Below are 15,022 nucleotides of genomic sequence, written 5' to 3' on the forward strand. Positions count from 1 at the left end.
TTGCCGACTCTTTCGTCCAAGCCTCTCTCAGCCAACAATCAGGCGAACGTTACGGCTCCGCTTTCGTTTAGCTCTGCCTCTCCGGCCAAAATTGCTCCTTGGAACACTTCCGGAAGATTGGAAAACTCACCTTTGCATTGATTCCAAGTAGCTTGAAACTCAATAAGGCTGGAGCCATGAGCATCCAAATACTCCTCGAAAGCCGTCGTGTTCACCACACGGGCTATCCTATCGTGGAGACATTCTAGGAGTGGCATAGGTTACTCAGAAGCTAAACTGTGAGGGGGGATTAGCAAGCCGTCCATCTCAAGCCCGCCAGCTTTTTTCAACTCGCTCAGCTTCTCGTGATTAACTACCTCTGGTTTGCCGGTATTTCCCTGAAGTTGCACAAGAGCCGCCAAAACTTTTCCTCGAGCTGGAAGGATCCTGCTGTCATTAGCTACAATTTCATCAATGGCATCTTTTAACTCTTTACTGGATAGCTCATAAAGCAAGTCTCGACCCATAACGGGAACGAGATGGAGCAAACTCTGGCTAAGTCAATGAGCACGTTTGGTAAGAACTCGTGTCATAACAAAGGGGGAAGAGTTCCTCCGATCGAGTCCAGTTGCTCACTTCTTCACGATCTCGATCTGGCTCTTGTCATTGACGAGGATTTCCGGCTTGTCCTTGTAGATGGTGATGTCTCCGGTGATGCGAAGGTATTTCCCTTCGAGGGACATGATGTAGTCCTTGCCCAGCTTCTCCACGGACGGCTTGGAGATGACACCGCTGAAGGTGTGGTTCGGAAATGGCGCGCCCATGTTGAGGAAGAGATTGCCCTTCGGGCTGCTGCCGACTTTCACAATGAGGCCCTCCACCGTGCCGCGTTCGCCTTCATGCTTCATGGCTTCCTCCGGCGTGTAGGCGTGGAGCGCCGTCGCGCCAGCAACACACACGAGCAGGAGGGTGAGTGCGAACGTGAGCAGGGGAGTGGTGAAGGTTTTCATGATGGGAGGAGGTGGAACGAATGCTGACAACTTGGTCGTGGATACGTGTGTGCGAGTGCCCCTTGCTGACCGGCTTTTTACATTGGGTTCTGTGTCTGCCCTGGGATTTTGAATGCTTTGATGCTGTCTTCCCAACCTATTTTGGCTCCCGAGAATCCAAGAAGGTACGTGACCGGGTATCTCACGTTCTTGTACACAGTAAATCCCACAAGCCGCTCCGCCACGCCGCCTGACTGCGGTGTACGCCGAAGCTTCTCGAAGGTGACGCGGTGTCCCACAGGCAAAATTGCGAGAATCTCGCTCTTTTCGTCATCCATGATCATTTTGCTTACGCTTATGCCATGTCGGCTCGGATCACCGTTGCGCGTCTTGTTGAGAGCATAGAGGTAAAGTGGTTTCGCGGTCTCTATCGGTTTCCCGAAGATCGGGGTGAATCGTTCGTCACGACGGGTTTCCGTCGTCACGCAGGACGCGATCAGGAAAGTGATGCAGGAAGCGAGCAAAGTGAAGGTGCGGTTTCTCATGGGCTGAGGGAGATGCAGCAATCCATCCTACAACGTGAACGGAGGGTGTGTCTCACACGCAGACATCGAAAAGTGCTCATTTGGAAGACTTGACGGGCTTCGTGCTGGAGTTGCCACCGATGGGTGACGCATTCCCCGCACCTTCGCCATCCCCTGCGATTCAGGAAAAGCAGACGAACACCCCCACTGCGCCCCTGGCGCCCGACCCTCATGAAAAAGCTCATCATTCCCCCTGCCGGACCTCCGGGACCCATCCCGGGTGACATCTCCGCCACCGAGCCGCCGAAGTCGCAGCCGGAGCGTACCCTTTCCATGGACCCGAACGTCCTCCCGGCACCACCGGTGACCGCGGCTTCTGATGAGGAACTCAAGCGGCGCAACGACGACAAGCGCTGAGTGACGAACTCACGGCACTGCGCTGCACCACCCTCCTTTTTTTCGATACTCTCTGTTCCCGTTCGCGTACTGCTCTTCGTTTCTTTCATTCACTCACTGCACTTCCCATGAAAACGCATCCATCCTCCTGCACGGACAAAGCCGACGATGGTCACCACGTCACTGACCAGGAACGTATCGATGAAGCCATGCTCGAGTCCTTCCCCGCCAGCGATCCCCCTTCTTGGACAGCGGGTGTGAGTCACGAGCCCATCCACGACGCGTGCGCGCCGGAGCCGGATGAGCTGAAGGAGCGGGGTCAGGAGGGCACGGCGTAGGATGCATTGTGTTGACTGTGCGATGTGCCAAGGTTCTTGAAGGTGACTTGTGCCGAAGGCCCTGGATTGCGGCGGCCTGCTGTGGCGATGGTGACACTCGCTCGTAGGGTGGCGTGGCCGGAAAAAATTGGCGACTGCGTCGCGGTGGAGCGTGCAGCAGGCTGCACTTGAGGAAAGCGGCAGCAGGCTGCCGCAGTCCAGGGACGCTTCGCGTCACATATCCGGGTCAGTCGGCGATGGTGTCCCGGTGTCTCACCTATTCGTGTCAATCGGGCATGAATGTTAGAGCGTGTCGGTGATTCCCCCTTTCATCAACGTCAACGACCTCAGCCTTGACACCACGGCGGCAGGTCCCTTCGCGCTCCTGCTCGCAATATTTCGTCGTACACTTTTCTGTTTTCTCTCCCAGCTTCACCCATTAGGCTCAGAGCCATGCGCACCCCCCGGCGTGGATGCATTTCCACAAGCTCGCTCACTTCACTGGTGGCCATGGAAAAACTTTCGGCAAAGACAGGTCAAAGGGCAGGGACAACGATCAGAGATGCACCTGCACACACGACGAATACACACGCACACCAGCTCCCATGGCCGCGCGCGGTGCTGGGCATGGCGTTCGCTCTGGTGCTGATGGCATGGGCCGTGGCTCCGTCTGCCTCCGCTCAATCCTCCACACCACCGCCCCCGGATCAGGAGTGGAGTGTGCGCGATGCGCAGGGCTTCCGATCACGCAACCTTTCCACGGGTCCCTTGATGCAGATTCGCATCGATGGCTCGACTCCCTCCCTGTCGAAGAGTTCCTTCCAAAGGACCTCGACGGATCGCGCGGAGAATTCCTCCAATCTCGATTTCGATGCCGACTATACTCCGCGGCAGAACATCTCCCTGCGACGCGAGATGCGCGTGGACCCGAAGCGCCGTGCGGTGCGCATCCTCGACATCATCACCAATACGGATGCGCAGGAGCGGAGCATCCGTGTGGACTACAGCACCTCCATGAGCGAGCGCGGTAGTGTGCGCTACGGAGGCGTGCTGAATCAGGCTGGGGAATCTCGCGAATATGGCAATGGTGTTCCGGATGATACGGTGGCGGCCGTGGTCTTTGCAGAAAGGCAGGACAGCCAGGCGCTGCCGTTCTTTGTGTGGGGACAGTCCGGCGCGCGCTGGACGGTGAATGTCCAGGACGTGGGCTCCAGTGTCTCGCTCAGCTATGAGGGTGCTGTCCCGGCGAATGGAAAGATCGCCCTGCTGCACTGGGTGGGCGTGGCCGGTCTCGACAAGGGGGTAAAGCTGGAGCGCATGGCAGATGCCTTCTGGAAGGATGGCCGCCTGGTGAATCCCATGGTGTCCGCGGAGATGGCGCCGCTGGTGGTGAATTTCACCCCGGAGGCACTGAAGGCCACCTCCACGGCGCCGTCCCTGTCACTTTCGCAACCGGCGGGACGACTGGTGCATTTCGACAAGCTGTGTGGAAAACTTTCCGTGGGTCGTGAGGAGAAGGATGTGCTGTGGATGGGGAAGGATGAGCAGCTCCGTGGAGATGTCACGGGCACGGCGGTGCAGGTAAAGATGGACAGCCGCACGCTTGAGGTGCCGCTGGCAGACATTGCCGGCATCCGTGGCGGTGGCGGGCGTGGCCGCGAGCACCGTGTGTATCTGCGGAATGGAGCGGTGCTCACCGGGCGCGCCTCTCTGGGAGAGTGTCGACTCGCGGGTGAGCTCGGCAATCTCACGCTGAATGCCGATGCGTTCGAGCTCCTGCTCCTGCGTGTGACGGCGGAAGATGGCAAGGCGCCAGAGGGCGCTGCTGCGTTTGTCGAGCTGCAGAATGGCGCCGTCCACTGGCTGGGACCGCAGGAACAGCGGGGCGTGCAACTCGTGACGGTTTTCGGAGCACTGCCCATCGCCTTCTCGGAAATCTGGTCCCTGGAGCGTCGTGCGGAGCCGCCCTTCAATCTCATTGCCACACTCGCCGATGGCAGCCGCATCCATGGCGTGGCGCAGCAACCCGTGATCACCTTCCCCGTACTCGACGCAGCAGGAAAGGTCCTGCCCACGGAAGTGCGCACGGCGGAGATCGTGCGATTCGGTTCGGCGGATCTCCTGGCCAAAGAAATGGCACTGCCTGGAAGAGACGCTGCGCCCACAGACAAGGGCCCCGAGACCGGCAAGCTGAAGGTGGAGCCGCCCGCACGCTACTGCTGGCTGCGGGATGGTTCGCTGCTCGTGGGCGCCATCGCCAGCCCCACGCTCACGGTGCGCACCGGAGGCAACAACGTGGAACTGAAGGCGGAGGACGTCGCACGCATGACCCTTGATGCTGCCAATGGCAATGTCGTGAGCCTTGAGCTGCGGAGCGGTGCGAAGATGCTCGGAGAGCTCGTGAGCGAATCTCTCGAGTGGCAGCTCGGCAGTCGCAAGGTCACACTGCCTGCCGGCTGGCTGCAGGAAGTGGTGCGCAAGGAGTCTGCGGTAACCACGCCCGTGGATCTGGATGCCGCACGCGCACCCGGTGAGAATGATCCGCTGGCCCTGCCCAAGGGCGTGCCAAAGGAGAATCTCGTGGAGATGAAGGTGGACTATCCCAAGGCCACCGCGGAGGGACCTTTGCGCATCTCCGGCAGTGTCAGTCTGCCACGTCTGGACAAGTGTGATGAAGAGAGTGTGAAGAAGCGCCTCACCTTCCTGGTGCCGAAGGGAACGACCAATGCCGCCTTGAAAAGGCCCGTCACCGTTTCCGCACCGGACTCCGCCGTGGGCGTGCTGACGAACATCACCGATGGCAGCGCGAAGGACGATGGCGGCGAGCAGGTGGCTCTGGAGGGCGGAGTGCAGTGGATGCAGATCGATCTGGGCGAGCCCCACCACATCTGGAAGGTGCTGCTCTGGCACTACCATCGCATGCCTGTGGTGTATCAGGATGTGATTGCCATGGTGTCCAATGACCCGGACTTCCGCAAGGACGTGAAGGTCATCTTCAACAATGACCATGACAACTCCTCCAACCTCGGCGCCGGACCGGACATCGCCTACGTGGAGACGAACTACGGCTGGCTCATGGATGGCGCGGGAGCGCAGGGGCGCTACGTCCGCTTCTACAGCAATGGAAACTCCTACTCCGAGAAGAACGACTATCTGGAGGCCATGGTATTCGGCACGCCCGTGTCGCCGAAAGTGGCCGCGCCCGATGCCTCTGCTCCCACGGTTTCCACCACCCATGCTGCCGGACCGGGCATCACCCCGCCCAAGACTCTCTCTGCGCCCGCCTCTGGGTCGCCCGCTCCCCAGCTCCTCACAAAGCCGACGCCCGCGCAGCTGGCCTCGACCGCCGCGCACAAGGCGCCTCGGGATCCCCTGGCCCTGCCACCGGGTATTCTAGAGAACGCACAGATCACCATCCGGCCGCTGCGTCCCAGGGGCGCGCCAGTGCCTCCCGCGATGTATTCGCGCAACAGGCTGGTGCACCAGCAGGAGCACAACATGGATCTCCTGAGTGCGACGGACTATCTGCGCGTCCCTGCCGGGACCACACGTGTCTCCGCAGGCAAGCCGGTGACGACTTCAGACAAGGCCAACGCTGGCTCCAAGGACCTGGCCTTCGTCACGGACGGCCACCCATGGCGGAAGGAGCCGCCCTTCCTGAATCTCACGCCGGGACTGCAGTGGGTGCAGATTGACCTGCAGGTTTCGCATCGCATCTGGAAGCTCCTGCTCTGGCATGATGTGAAGCGCTTCGACGTGTATGAGGACGTGATCGTCCAGCTCAGTGATGACCCGGACTTCGCGAAGGGAGTGGTCACGGTTTTCAACAACGACGTCGATGACACCGCCGGGCTCGGCAAGGGACCGGACCCTGCGTACATCGAGACCAGCTACGGCAGGCTCATGGATGGTGGCGGGCACCGTGCGCGCTATGTGCGCTTCTACAGCCGGGGAAACACCACGGACGGGAAGAACTGCTACGTGGAGGCAGCGGTGTACGGCACACCCACGGATGGCGCAGAGAAGGAGCCGCCGTTTCCCAATGAGCCGATGCCCACGGTGCCGAACAATCCCCTGGCAATCCCGCAGGTGAATCCCCTGGATGCGGTCGTCACCATCAGCCCCACCTATCCGAAGGCGTTGTATGTCACGTCTCCCGTGATCGAGGCGGAACGGGACGTGCCGAATCTTGAGAGGGCGGATCCGGAAGCGACCCGGAAGAGGCTTTCATTCCAGGTACTGCGCTGGAGTCACAATGTGGCGGAACGCAAGCCGGTGACCAGCTCCGCACCTCCGCAAGAGCAGGGCGCACTCTCCAAACTCGTGGATGGAAACCCCGATGGCATGAGGGAAAACGTCGTCACTCTGCCCGCGGGAACGCAGTGGGTGCAGGTTGACCTCGGTGAGCGCAAGAAGATTGGGAAGGTGCTGCTGTGGCATGCATTCTTCCAGTGGGGCATCGTGCATGATGTGGTGGTGCAGGTCAGTGATGATGCCACCTTCGCCTCGGGGGTGCAGACCCTCTTCAACAATGACCACGACAACTCCGCCGGTCTTGGCAAGGGAGTGGACCCTGCCTATGTGGAGACGAATCTGGGAAGGCTCATCGATGGCTGCGAAGCGCGCGGCCGCTATGTGCGCATCACCACTCGCGGCAGCACAGCGAGTCCGCTGAATCGCTTCACGGAGATCATGGTGTTTGGGAAGCCCGTCCCTCAGGGACCACCGGGAGCGGACGCCGGAGAGAAGCCCTTGTCCCCGGCAGAGCAGCGTGCACGCGAAGATGCCAACAACTCCTCCGACAACTTGTGGACTGTGCCGACCTATCCCGCCTGCGCTCCGGGATTGGGCACTTTCGCGACGGCCAGCGTCGATGCCGCCCGCTTTCCGCATCTGGAGAAGCGTGACTGGGTTCTGGAGCATGCGCGGCTGGAACTCAGGCAGCCCCTCCGGAGCTACCGGGATGCGGCGCTGCACAAACCCGTGAGCGCCTCCGTGGCCAAGGTGCCGGAGGCGGACCTGCGACGGGTGACGAATGGTGTGGCCTATCATGATGATGTGCTGGAACTCCCGCCGGGGCTGCAGTGGGTGCAGGTGGACCTGGGCATGGAGCACCGCATCTGGAACATCCTCATGTGGCACAATCACAGCCGCCCCGTGGTGTATCAGGATGTGGTGGTGCAAATCAGCTCCGACCCGAAGTTTGAAAAGGGGGTGATCACCGTCTTCAACAATGACCACGACAACTCTGCGGGTCTGGGCAAGGGGACGGACCCTGCCTATGTGGAGACAAACTTCGGCAGGCGCATCGAGGCCGGCGGGGTGCTGGGACGCTACGTGCGATGCTACAGCAGGGGGAACTCGGAGAATGAGGCCAATCACTTCAGTGAGGTCTCGGTATACGGTGCATGGGAACCAGGCATCCCGGGCTCCGTGGAGCCTACCACGGAACGGGGGGAAACGTCCCGGCCACCTGCTCCCGATGGCACTTCGGTGAACTACTCGAAGGACTATCCGCGGTACACCATCTCGTTCCCGAACGGCGGTCCTGTCACCGTGCAAAAGAAGGATTTCCCGCACCTCGAGCAGTTCGATTACGAGCGGGAGCGTTCCCGGCTGTTCATTCCCCGGCCCAATGGGGTGAGATTGTTGACCTGCCAGGGCTTCACCAGTTCCTCTCCCGGGGCTGCGATACTCAAGTGCTTCGCGGACGGTCTCATCCACGCCCCAAGCGATCCGGTGCTCCCCGGGGGGCTGCAATGGATGCAGGTCGACCTGGGTGCGGCCTATGACCTCTGGTTTGTGGGACTCTGGCACCAGATCAATGACCCTGTGGTGTATCATGATGTGGTGATGCAGGCGAGCGATGATCCCGACTTCAAGACGGGAGTGCACACCCTCTTCAACAACGACCATGACAACTCCAGCGGCCTGGGGAAGGGGACCGACCCCGCCTATCTCGAGACCATGTTTGGCAGGATCATGCCCGGCTTCGCCACGCGCGCCCGCTACATCCGCGTGTACAGCCGGGGAAATTCCCGCGAGGATGTGAACCGCTTCTCGGAAATCAAGGTCTATGGCCAGCAAGTCGAGGACGCTGCAATCACCAACTCCAACTGACTCGTGCACGACGGATTGACACGTTTGGTTTGCTTCCGGGCTCTCAAGAGCTGTCCGCAATTGCGCTCTGAAGGGATGCTGGAATCCAGCCTCGGGTTCCTTGGGTCGATAGTGGGGAGGGGCGTCAGGGGAAGAGAACTGTGGGATACCGGTGGAGAGGGGAATACGGGCGCAAGGTCTGGATGCGGTGACGCGAAGCGTCCTTGGACTGCGTGCAGCCCTGCTGCCGCTTTGAAGAGTCCACAGCCTGCTGTGGCGAAGGTGACACTCGCTCGTGGAGTGGAGAGTCCAGAAGAACTTGGCGACTTCGTCGCGGTGAAGCGTGCAGCAGGGCTGCACTTGGGGAAAGCGGCAGCAGGGCTGCGCGCAGTCCAGGGCCCTCGGCATCACTTCTGTGTCCTTCGCGTGATTCTCGCGCACCTTGCCGTGATGACTCATCCCACAGCATCTGTGACCTTTCGATGTGCTTTACGTGCTGCTGGGATGCTGTTGCTTCTCTTGCATCCGGCGCTGGCGGCAGATCCTGTCGTGGCTCCACAGCCCTCGCGCAACAATCCACTCGCCCTGCCCAAAGGCTTCGCTCCTGAGCAGCTTGAGCTGATGAGGCCCGCCTACCCGCGGGCACACTTCGTGAGTGGCCCGCTGTCAGGTGAGGTGTACATGCTGCCCAACCTTGAGATGTGGGACGGGGAGGTGACGAAGATGCGGCTGAATTTCCTCGTGCCAAAGGGAACCAGGGATGTCGCCCGGGGCAAGAAGGTGACGGGCTCTGACCCCACACCAGAGGGCGACTATGCGCAATTCACCGATGGTATTGCGGTAGGCAATGATACCTCCGCCGTGCAGCTCGATCCCGGTACGCAGTGGATTCAAGTGGACCTGGGCGAGCGCTGCCATGTCTGGAAGGTGCTGCTTTGGCGCCACTATCTGCCCAGGGTCGTGTGTCATGACCTCATTGTGCAGGTGAGTGATGACGCCACTTTCACCAAAGGTGTGACCACGATCTTCAACAACGATCACGACAACTCCTCCGGCCTCGGTGTGGGGCAGGATGTCGCCTACATGGAAACCAATCACGGCAGGCTCATCGACGGCTGCGAGGCGGAAGCTGCTGGCCGCTATGTGCGCTTCTACGGGCGCGGCAGCAGCAATGATCTGTGGAACCAGTTTGTGGAAGTTTCCATCTACGGCACGCCTGCGCCACCACCGTCCAGGTAGCTCCTTCCTCCTCGTGCACCTTCTCGTCCCCGTCCTTAAATCTCTCATGAACGCCTCCCGCACACTTCATCGCGAACCTTCGCGCCATGCCATGACATCGCTGCTGGTCATGGCGCTCGCGACCACGCTCGCCTTCATGCCGGAGGCCGCCAGCGCCCAGCAGCAAGGCCTTGTGCCAACCTCACCGCAGATGCGGCGGGACAAGGTGGGCAACGATTGGTACGTGGAGCAGAACGGCCAGATCTCGCGCAACAGCAGCGGGAACTCCATCCTCAGCGGCGCCATGTCGCTCGTCTTCGGCAGTGAGCAATTCTACTGCAACCAGCCCATGGGCACGCCCGATGGGAAGGAGCTCATGCTCCAGGGAAACCAGCCCTTCATGGGAGCCATCCAGGTCACGCGGCACATCCGCTTCCTGGAGAAGGAGGGTGGGCTGCGTTACCTGGAAGTCTTCAACAATCCCACCGGACGTGACATCACGCTCAATTTCGAACTGCGGCAGAACTTCAGTGGCCAGGTGAAGTCCATCATCTCCGATCGTGGCAGGGAGAATCCGGGCACGCTGGAGAAGCATGAGTCCGGTGTCGCCGTCGTACCGGCCTCGGCGGGGGCAAATGCCTGGCTCTTCACCTACAGCTCGCCACAGAGCCAGGTGAAGCCGCGCATCTCCGCGCAGAACCAGCGCTACCAGATGTCTGCCTTCTTCACCATCACCGTGCCCGCGGGGAAGTCCGCGTCCCTCATGCATACCGTGGCGCAGACGCGCCTCTCTGTGCGACCGGATGCGAGTGATCTGGAGAAGGCATTCAAGCCCTTCACCCTGGCCCGTCATCTGCGGGAGCTGCCCAAGGGCACCGCGCCCACCCTGGTGAATCTGCGTGGCGGTGGTGGAGGTGCGCTGGATCTTGCTTCATGGTTCCCTGAGGAGCTGCTGGGCATCAAGCGTGAGGCCGTGGATGTGCTGGCGATGGGCGAGGGCACGCGCCTGCGGGGACGCGCTACTTGCGCGCGGCTCTCCGTGCAGCATCGCCATGGCAAGGCGGACATCCCCTGGCAGCAGGTGGCCGCCATCGCCGGCGGCCGGCATGATGGCGGGCAGCGTGTTTATCTTGTGGATGGACAAATCTTTCGCGGCACTCTGGAGGCGGAGGAGCTCAAGTTCGTGCTCGGCAGCGGCTTGCAGATGGATATGAAGATCGAGGCGCTGGATCGCCTGGTGCTCGCGGGTCAGGGACCTGCCGGAGAGTGGCCCCCTGGTGTGGCCGCCCTGTTGGAGACGGGAAGTGGTGAGCGCTGGGCTTTGCGCGATGCAGGTGCGACGACCTTCAGGCTCTCCAGTGCGTGGGGGCAGCGCGAGGTGAAGCTCACGGACCTGGTGGGTCTCTCCTCCGGCGCGGAAGAGGGGAGCATTCCGGTGGCTGCCTTCCGCGATGGTTCGCGCCTCCGTGTGTGGATGGGGTCGCAGGACAGTGTGGAGTTTTCCTCCGCGCTCCTGGGAAAGCAAACCGTGCCGGGAGTGCAGATTCGCGCCCTCGTGGTCGCTTCCACTGGAGCCTCTGCGAGTGGTGAAGAGGAGCTGGCGGCTGAAGAGGCCGGACCCACGGTGCCCTTTGCGGACTTGCCCGCTGAGCAGCGGCTCGTGGCTCCCGTGGCGGATGCGGTGTTGCACGCGGTGACTGCCGGTGGTGTGGTGCCCATCGATCCCACCGGTATCAAGGACATGCGGAATGTGACTGAGGACATCGCCCAGACCCAGGTGGGCGCGGATGATTCACCCTGGTTCCAGATTGAGCTCTGGGGCGGCGGCTCCGTGCTGGGTCAGCTGCGCGAGAGCTCCGTGCGCTTCCGCGTGCCCGGCGGCGAGTGGACCGTGCCCACGAATGAAATCCTGCGCATCGCGAATCCCGTGCCGAAGATTGCCGAAGCCACCCTCGCCCGCGTGGGCCAGCTCATCCGGGATCTCGGCCATGATGACTGGAAGGTCCGCGAGAAAGCCACCGGCGAACTCCGCCTCCTCGGCGAACTCGCCAAACCTTCCCTGCAGGAAGCCTTCAAACAATCCGAAGATGCCGAGGTAAAACGGAGGATTGAGACAGTGCTGGGGGAGATGGAGTGAGTGGTGGAGTGATGGAGTGATGGAGTGGTGGAGTGGTGGAGTGGTGGAGTGGTGGAGTGGTGGAGTGGTGGAGTGGTGGAGTGGTGGAGTGGTGGAGTGGTGGAGTGGTGGAGTGGTGGAGTGGTGGCCGTCCATTCCCAAGGAGCGGCGACTTCATACCAAAAGGAGGTGAAACCGAGTCTCTATATAAAGGCGTCGGACTACCTGGAACGGTTCATGCGGCAGGGGTATCTATGGAACGCGGACATAACACAGGCTCAAGGAGCGGGAACGCCGCGTTCCCGTGGGTGAAAGGGTCTATGACGTGTATCCGCCGAAGTGCTCTTTTGGAATACGGGGACTGCCCGGCATGCAACATCACCAGGCATGGTGACCGCTGACGGGAACGAGGCGTTCTCCCTCCTTGGGCCTGCCGCAACGCGTTGGGTAAGTTCGCGTTCAAAGACCCGTTTCCAACTCATCGTGGTATCAGTCGTTGCTTTCGGCGGGAGTGCCCGTTTCGTGTATTACATCACATCATGCCATGATGCAAAGCGACATGAGGTTCTCTCATCGCTGCAATACATGGCATGGGGAAGGCGGCGAATTTGGAGTGCTGGATCTCGCATGCGGGACAGCTTTGCGCAGGCAGCTTGCTGCCGTGAAGCCAGACCTGAGGCAACAGTCCTCTCGAGGATTCTGCAGGGTAGGCCGCTTCACGCAGAGCAAGCTCTGCTCCCGAAAGCTGTCCCGCATGCGGGATCCAGCACTCCAAACAGTCAGCCCCCGCACGGTCCCTGGGATCGTCTGGTTGGGCGAATGTTTATCCATCCGTGAAGGCTAGTGTGGTGTCACGCAAGTTTCTTGGATCATTTTGCTGGCTTTGACCAATGTATGCGAGTCCAGGCCCAAGCGAGTTTTTACGCCGAAGGCGTTACACACTGTCCAGCCCAAGGTCAGGCCGCGAAGCGGACGCCACCTTGGGTTGGCTGGATAGCATTCGAACCCTGAATGGGTTCCACAGAAAAGCGGCTGACCAAGGTGACCTTTCCACATTGTGCAGCGCGTTCGTGGAACGCTTTCAGCGTTCGGCATCTTGCTTTCACTTCCCAAGGTGGCGCTTGCTTCGCAAGCTGACCTCGGGCTGGACGATGTACAACGCCTTCGGCGTAGAAACGACTATACCAAAACTTAAGCCGCTTAGTCGGGGAAACCCTCCCTGAGCGAAACAATCGGTCCAATGGACTCCCCGTACTCCAGTGCCTCCACCATTTCCCCCACCTGCGGTCCCGCAGGGTGTACCGTGGTGTAATAGGTTCTCAGTGCAAACTGGGCCTTGGTCCCCTCATGACTGATGAAGGTGGCGACTCCGAACCAATCGGCTCCGCCGAAAGGAAGTTGTCCCCCTGGTTCGTGCGATAACGCCACGTCGGCAGCGGGTCCGATCGCATCCACGACCACGAGGCCTGCAAATCCGGCGTGGATGTGATCGGTGCCTGCCAGCAGGAAGGGCGGCTCAGGCACCTTGCCGGGATCTTGCGGCCAGAGAAGATTGAAGGAGCCACTGAGCCTCCGGTGGCCCCGCCCCGCCTGGCCAAAGTCCTGCTGCCTGACCCCATCCTTGAGGTAGGTGAGCGGACCCTCATAGCTATGCGGTCGTTCCGTGCCGAAGCCATACATGCCATCGAAGCGAAGTTCCCCGAACTCGAATGCCGAGGCATCGTGCTCGTAGACCTTGATCGAAGTGACCCAGAATCGCATCATGCTCACCGGTACTGTGGAGTGGGAGACGGGCAAAGTGCGAGCCTATTCGTGCTGAAAGGCAGCCCTCGCTTCAAAAAAGATGTTGCGTAGCCAAGTGGCTACGCGTAATCATGTAGCCACATAGCTACACGATGAATCTACGACGAGACGTTTTCCAGGCGATCGCGGACCCTACCAGGAGGGCCATCCTTCTTCTGGTAGCCACGCAGTCCATGACGGCAGGCGCCATCGCTGCCAACTTCGATACCGCGAGGCCGACTGTTTCCAAGCATCTGCAAATCCTCACCGAATGCGAGCTGCTCAAGCAGGAGCAGAGCGGCAGGGAGATTCACTACCATCTCAATCCCGCAAAGATGAGAGAGATCGCGGATTTCATCGAGCCCTTCCGCAAGCTGTGGGATGACCGGTTCAACAAACTGGAAGCGGTGATGAAGAAATACAAAACCCCAAAATAGAGAAAAAGAAGAACCATGGAACGCAAAACGAAAGTCCATGCCGAGGACGGAAAACAGGAACTGCTGATCACCCGCGAGTTTGATCTGCCGCTGGATCTGCTCTTCCGCGCGCACGTCGACCCTGAGATTGTGGAGCAGTGGATGGGCACCAGGGTGCTGAAGCTGGAAGGAAGAAAGCACGGTGCCTGGCACTTCGAAACGACCGACCCGAAGGGGAATAAGCATGTCTTCAGCGGGACCATTCATGACTTCATCCCAAATGAGAAGATCACGCGGACCTTCGAGATGGAGAACACACCCTTCGGAGCGCAGCTTGAGTTCCTGGAGTTTGAGAAGCTCACGGAAGACGCGAGCAAGCTGAATATGCACATCATCTACCGCTCCGTCGCACTCCGCGATCAGATGGTGGAGATGGGCATGACGTGGGGCATCAACATGGCGCACAACAGCCTGCAGAAAGTCGCTGAGAAACTGAAGGCGAAATAGTCATCCCAACTCGAATCACCCTGACCACCGATATGACAAAGACCCGGAAAATCTTCTACTGGATCGCCACCCTCTGGCTCTCACTGGGCATGCTCTCCAGCGGCATCTTCCAACTGCTTCAGATGAAGGCGGGCTTGGAGGTGATCACGCACCTGGGTTATCCCGCCTATCTGGGTCCCATTCTCGGGGTGTGGAAAATCCTCGGTGTGGCGGCGATACTCGCTCCTGGATTCGTGCTGCTGAAGGAGTGGGCCTATGCAGGCTTCTTCTTTTTCGCATCTGGAGCCGCGGTGTCCCACCTCATTGCAGGACATCCCTTTGGTGAAGCGTTCCCCGGCATCTTTCTGCTGATGCTGACCGTGGCCTCATGGTGGCTCCGGCCAGAGGGGAGGAGAGTGGCGATGGCGACGACGAGTGGGGCAGCTTGATTACTCGCTGCGCGACACTGTCACAGACCATGTTTGGCTGATAGGTGATTGTTGGATGCCTCAGTGATGCCTCGGCCAAAGTAGCTTCGGCTTCAGCCCAATGCCATGAAGGGAAGTTGGCGAGGAATGGCGTAAAGGATGTTGCGTTTGAGATGGTTAAGTCTAGTTAGATAAATGGAGTCGCGGAAGTGGTTGTCTGTTTTTTTCTGAGTTGAGCGCGCAGCGTTTGCGCCGGGTGCGTGAGCGTTGTG

The 15,022-nt window shown here is 60.2% G+C and carries 12 protein-coding genes; 8 read left to right on the forward strand and 4 right to left on the reverse strand.

Features of this window, described 5'->3' with window-relative positions; translation table 11 throughout:
- Positions 1-260 precede the first annotated feature (260 nt).
- The 3 genes from DES53_RS32565 to DES53_RS21920 all read right to left on the reverse strand — a co-directional run bounded on the left by DES53_RS32565 (position 261) and on the right by DES53_RS21920 (position 1,513).
- Positions 261-506: a hypothetical protein gene (locus DES53_RS32565; protein ID WP_170157299.1), complete on the reverse strand. Its 246-nt coding sequence runs from the start codon at positions 504-506 to the stop codon at positions 261-263.
- Positions 507-611: 105 nt separating this feature from the next.
- Positions 612-989, reverse strand: a complete 378-nt coding sequence (locus DES53_RS21915; RefSeq protein WP_113960446.1) for a hypothetical protein — start codon at positions 987-989, stop codon at positions 612-614.
- Between the two features lie 77 nt (positions 990-1,066).
- Positions 1,067-1,513, reverse strand: a complete 447-nt coding sequence (locus DES53_RS21920; RefSeq protein WP_113960447.1) for a hypothetical protein — start codon at positions 1,511-1,513, stop codon at positions 1,067-1,069.
- A gap of 210 nt (positions 1,514-1,723) precedes the next feature.
- Between DES53_RS21920 and DES53_RS21925 the strand changes: the two genes are divergently transcribed.
- The 5 genes from DES53_RS21925 (at position 1,724) to DES53_RS21945 (ending at position 11,659) form a co-directional block, all read left to right on the forward strand.
- Positions 1,724-1,909 carry a hypothetical protein gene (locus DES53_RS21925; protein WP_113960448.1) on the forward strand — a complete coding sequence of 62 codons (186 nt, stop codon included), beginning with the start codon at positions 1,724-1,726 and terminating at the stop codon, positions 1,907-1,909.
- Positions 1,910-2,016: 107 nt separating this feature from the next.
- The gene (locus tag DES53_RS21930; RefSeq protein ID WP_113960449.1) at positions 2,017-2,226 is read left to right on the forward strand and encodes a hypothetical protein; all 210 of its coding nucleotides are present in this window, start codon (positions 2,017-2,019) and stop codon (positions 2,224-2,226) included.
- Positions 2,227-2,832: 606 nt separating this feature from the next.
- On the forward strand, positions 2,833-8,325 hold the full coding sequence (locus DES53_RS21935; protein WP_147263542.1) for a discoidin domain-containing protein: 5,493 nt from the start codon (positions 2,833-2,835) through the stop codon (positions 8,323-8,325).
- A gap of 483 nt (positions 8,326-8,808) precedes the next feature.
- Positions 8,809-9,543 carry a hypothetical protein gene (locus DES53_RS21940; protein WP_147263543.1) on the forward strand — a complete coding sequence of 245 codons (735 nt, stop codon included), beginning with the start codon at positions 8,809-8,811 and terminating at the stop codon, positions 9,541-9,543.
- A 46-nt stretch (positions 9,544-9,589) separates the two neighbouring features.
- A complete protein-coding gene (locus tag DES53_RS21945) occupies positions 9,590-11,659 on the forward strand; it encodes a hypothetical protein (RefSeq protein WP_113960452.1) in 2,070 nt (689 codons plus the stop codon).
- A 1,179-nt stretch (positions 11,660-12,838) separates the two neighbouring features.
- On the opposite strand, the gene DES53_RS21950 is transcribed toward DES53_RS21945, so the two are convergent.
- Positions 12,839-13,402, reverse strand: coding sequence for a hypothetical protein (locus DES53_RS21950; protein WP_113960453.1), 564 nt, complete (start codon positions 13,400-13,402; stop codon positions 12,839-12,841).
- Between the two features lie 131 nt (positions 13,403-13,533).
- Here DES53_RS21950 and DES53_RS21955 point away from each other — a divergent pair, with 131 nt between their 5' ends.
- From DES53_RS21955 to DES53_RS21965, 3 genes are read left to right on the forward strand one after another with little or no spacing between them, the layout of a single operon-like run.
- Positions 13,534-13,857 (forward strand): ArsR/SmtB family transcription factor, encoded by a 324-nt coding sequence (locus DES53_RS21955; RefSeq protein ID WP_113960454.1) that lies wholly within the window; start codon positions 13,534-13,536, stop codon positions 13,855-13,857.
- Between the two features lie 15 nt (positions 13,858-13,872).
- Positions 13,873-14,343 (forward strand): SRPBCC domain-containing protein, encoded by a 471-nt coding sequence (locus DES53_RS21960; protein WP_113960455.1) that lies wholly within the window; start codon positions 13,873-13,875, stop codon positions 14,341-14,343.
- 32 nt (positions 14,344-14,375) lie between these two features.
- A complete protein-coding gene (locus DES53_RS21965; protein WP_113960456.1) occupies positions 14,376-14,771 on the forward strand; it encodes a DoxX family protein in 396 nt (131 codons plus the stop codon).
- Positions 14,772-15,022: the final 251 nt, after the last annotated feature.

The organism is Roseimicrobium gellanilyticum (genome assembly GCF_003315205.1).
Lineage (GTDB): Bacteria > Verrucomicrobiota > Verrucomicrobiia > Verrucomicrobiales > Verrucomicrobiaceae > Roseimicrobium > Roseimicrobium gellanilyticum.

What these genes read in the sequence shown, in the direction of transcription:
- DES53_RS21925 (WP_113960448.1), top strand. Translation starts at nt 1,724, where the DNA reads ATGAAAAAGCTCATCATTCCCCCTGCCGGACCTCCGGGACCCATCCCG.
- DES53_RS21915 (WP_113960446.1), bottom strand. Translation starts at nt 989, where the DNA reads ATGAAAACCTTCACCACTCCCCTGCTCACGTTCGCACTCACCCTCCTG.
- DES53_RS21945 (WP_113960452.1), top strand. Translation starts at nt 9,590, where the DNA reads ATGAACGCCTCCCGCACACTTCATCGCGAACCTTCGCGCCATGCCATG.
- DES53_RS21920 (WP_113960447.1), bottom strand. Translation starts at nt 1,513, where the DNA reads ATGAGAAACCGCACCTTCACTTTGCTCGCTTCCTGCATCACTTTCCTG.
- DES53_RS21930 (WP_113960449.1), top strand. Translation starts at nt 2,017, where the DNA reads ATGAAAACGCATCCATCCTCCTGCACGGACAAAGCCGACGATGGTCAC.
- DES53_RS21935 (WP_147263542.1), top strand. Translation starts at nt 2,833, where the DNA reads ATGGCGTTCGCTCTGGTGCTGATGGCATGGGCCGTGGCTCCGTCTGCC.
- DES53_RS21960 (WP_113960455.1), top strand. Translation starts at nt 13,873, where the DNA reads ATGGAACGCAAAACGAAAGTCCATGCCGAGGACGGAAAACAGGAACTG.
- DES53_RS32565 (WP_170157299.1), bottom strand. Translation starts at nt 506, where the DNA reads ATGGGTCGAGACTTGCTTTATGAGCTATCCAGTAAAGAGTTAAAAGAT.
- DES53_RS21955 (WP_113960454.1), top strand. Translation starts at nt 13,534, where the DNA reads ATGAATCTACGACGAGACGTTTTCCAGGCGATCGCGGACCCTACCAGG.
- DES53_RS21965 (WP_113960456.1), top strand. Translation starts at nt 14,376, where the DNA reads ATGACAAAGACCCGGAAAATCTTCTACTGGATCGCCACCCTCTGGCTC.
- DES53_RS21940 (WP_147263543.1), top strand. Translation starts at nt 8,809, where the DNA reads ATGCTGTTGCTTCTCTTGCATCCGGCGCTGGCGGCAGATCCTGTCGTG.
- DES53_RS21950 (WP_113960453.1), bottom strand. Translation starts at nt 13,402, where the DNA reads ATGATGCGATTCTGGGTCACTTCGATCAAGGTCTACGAGCACGATGCC.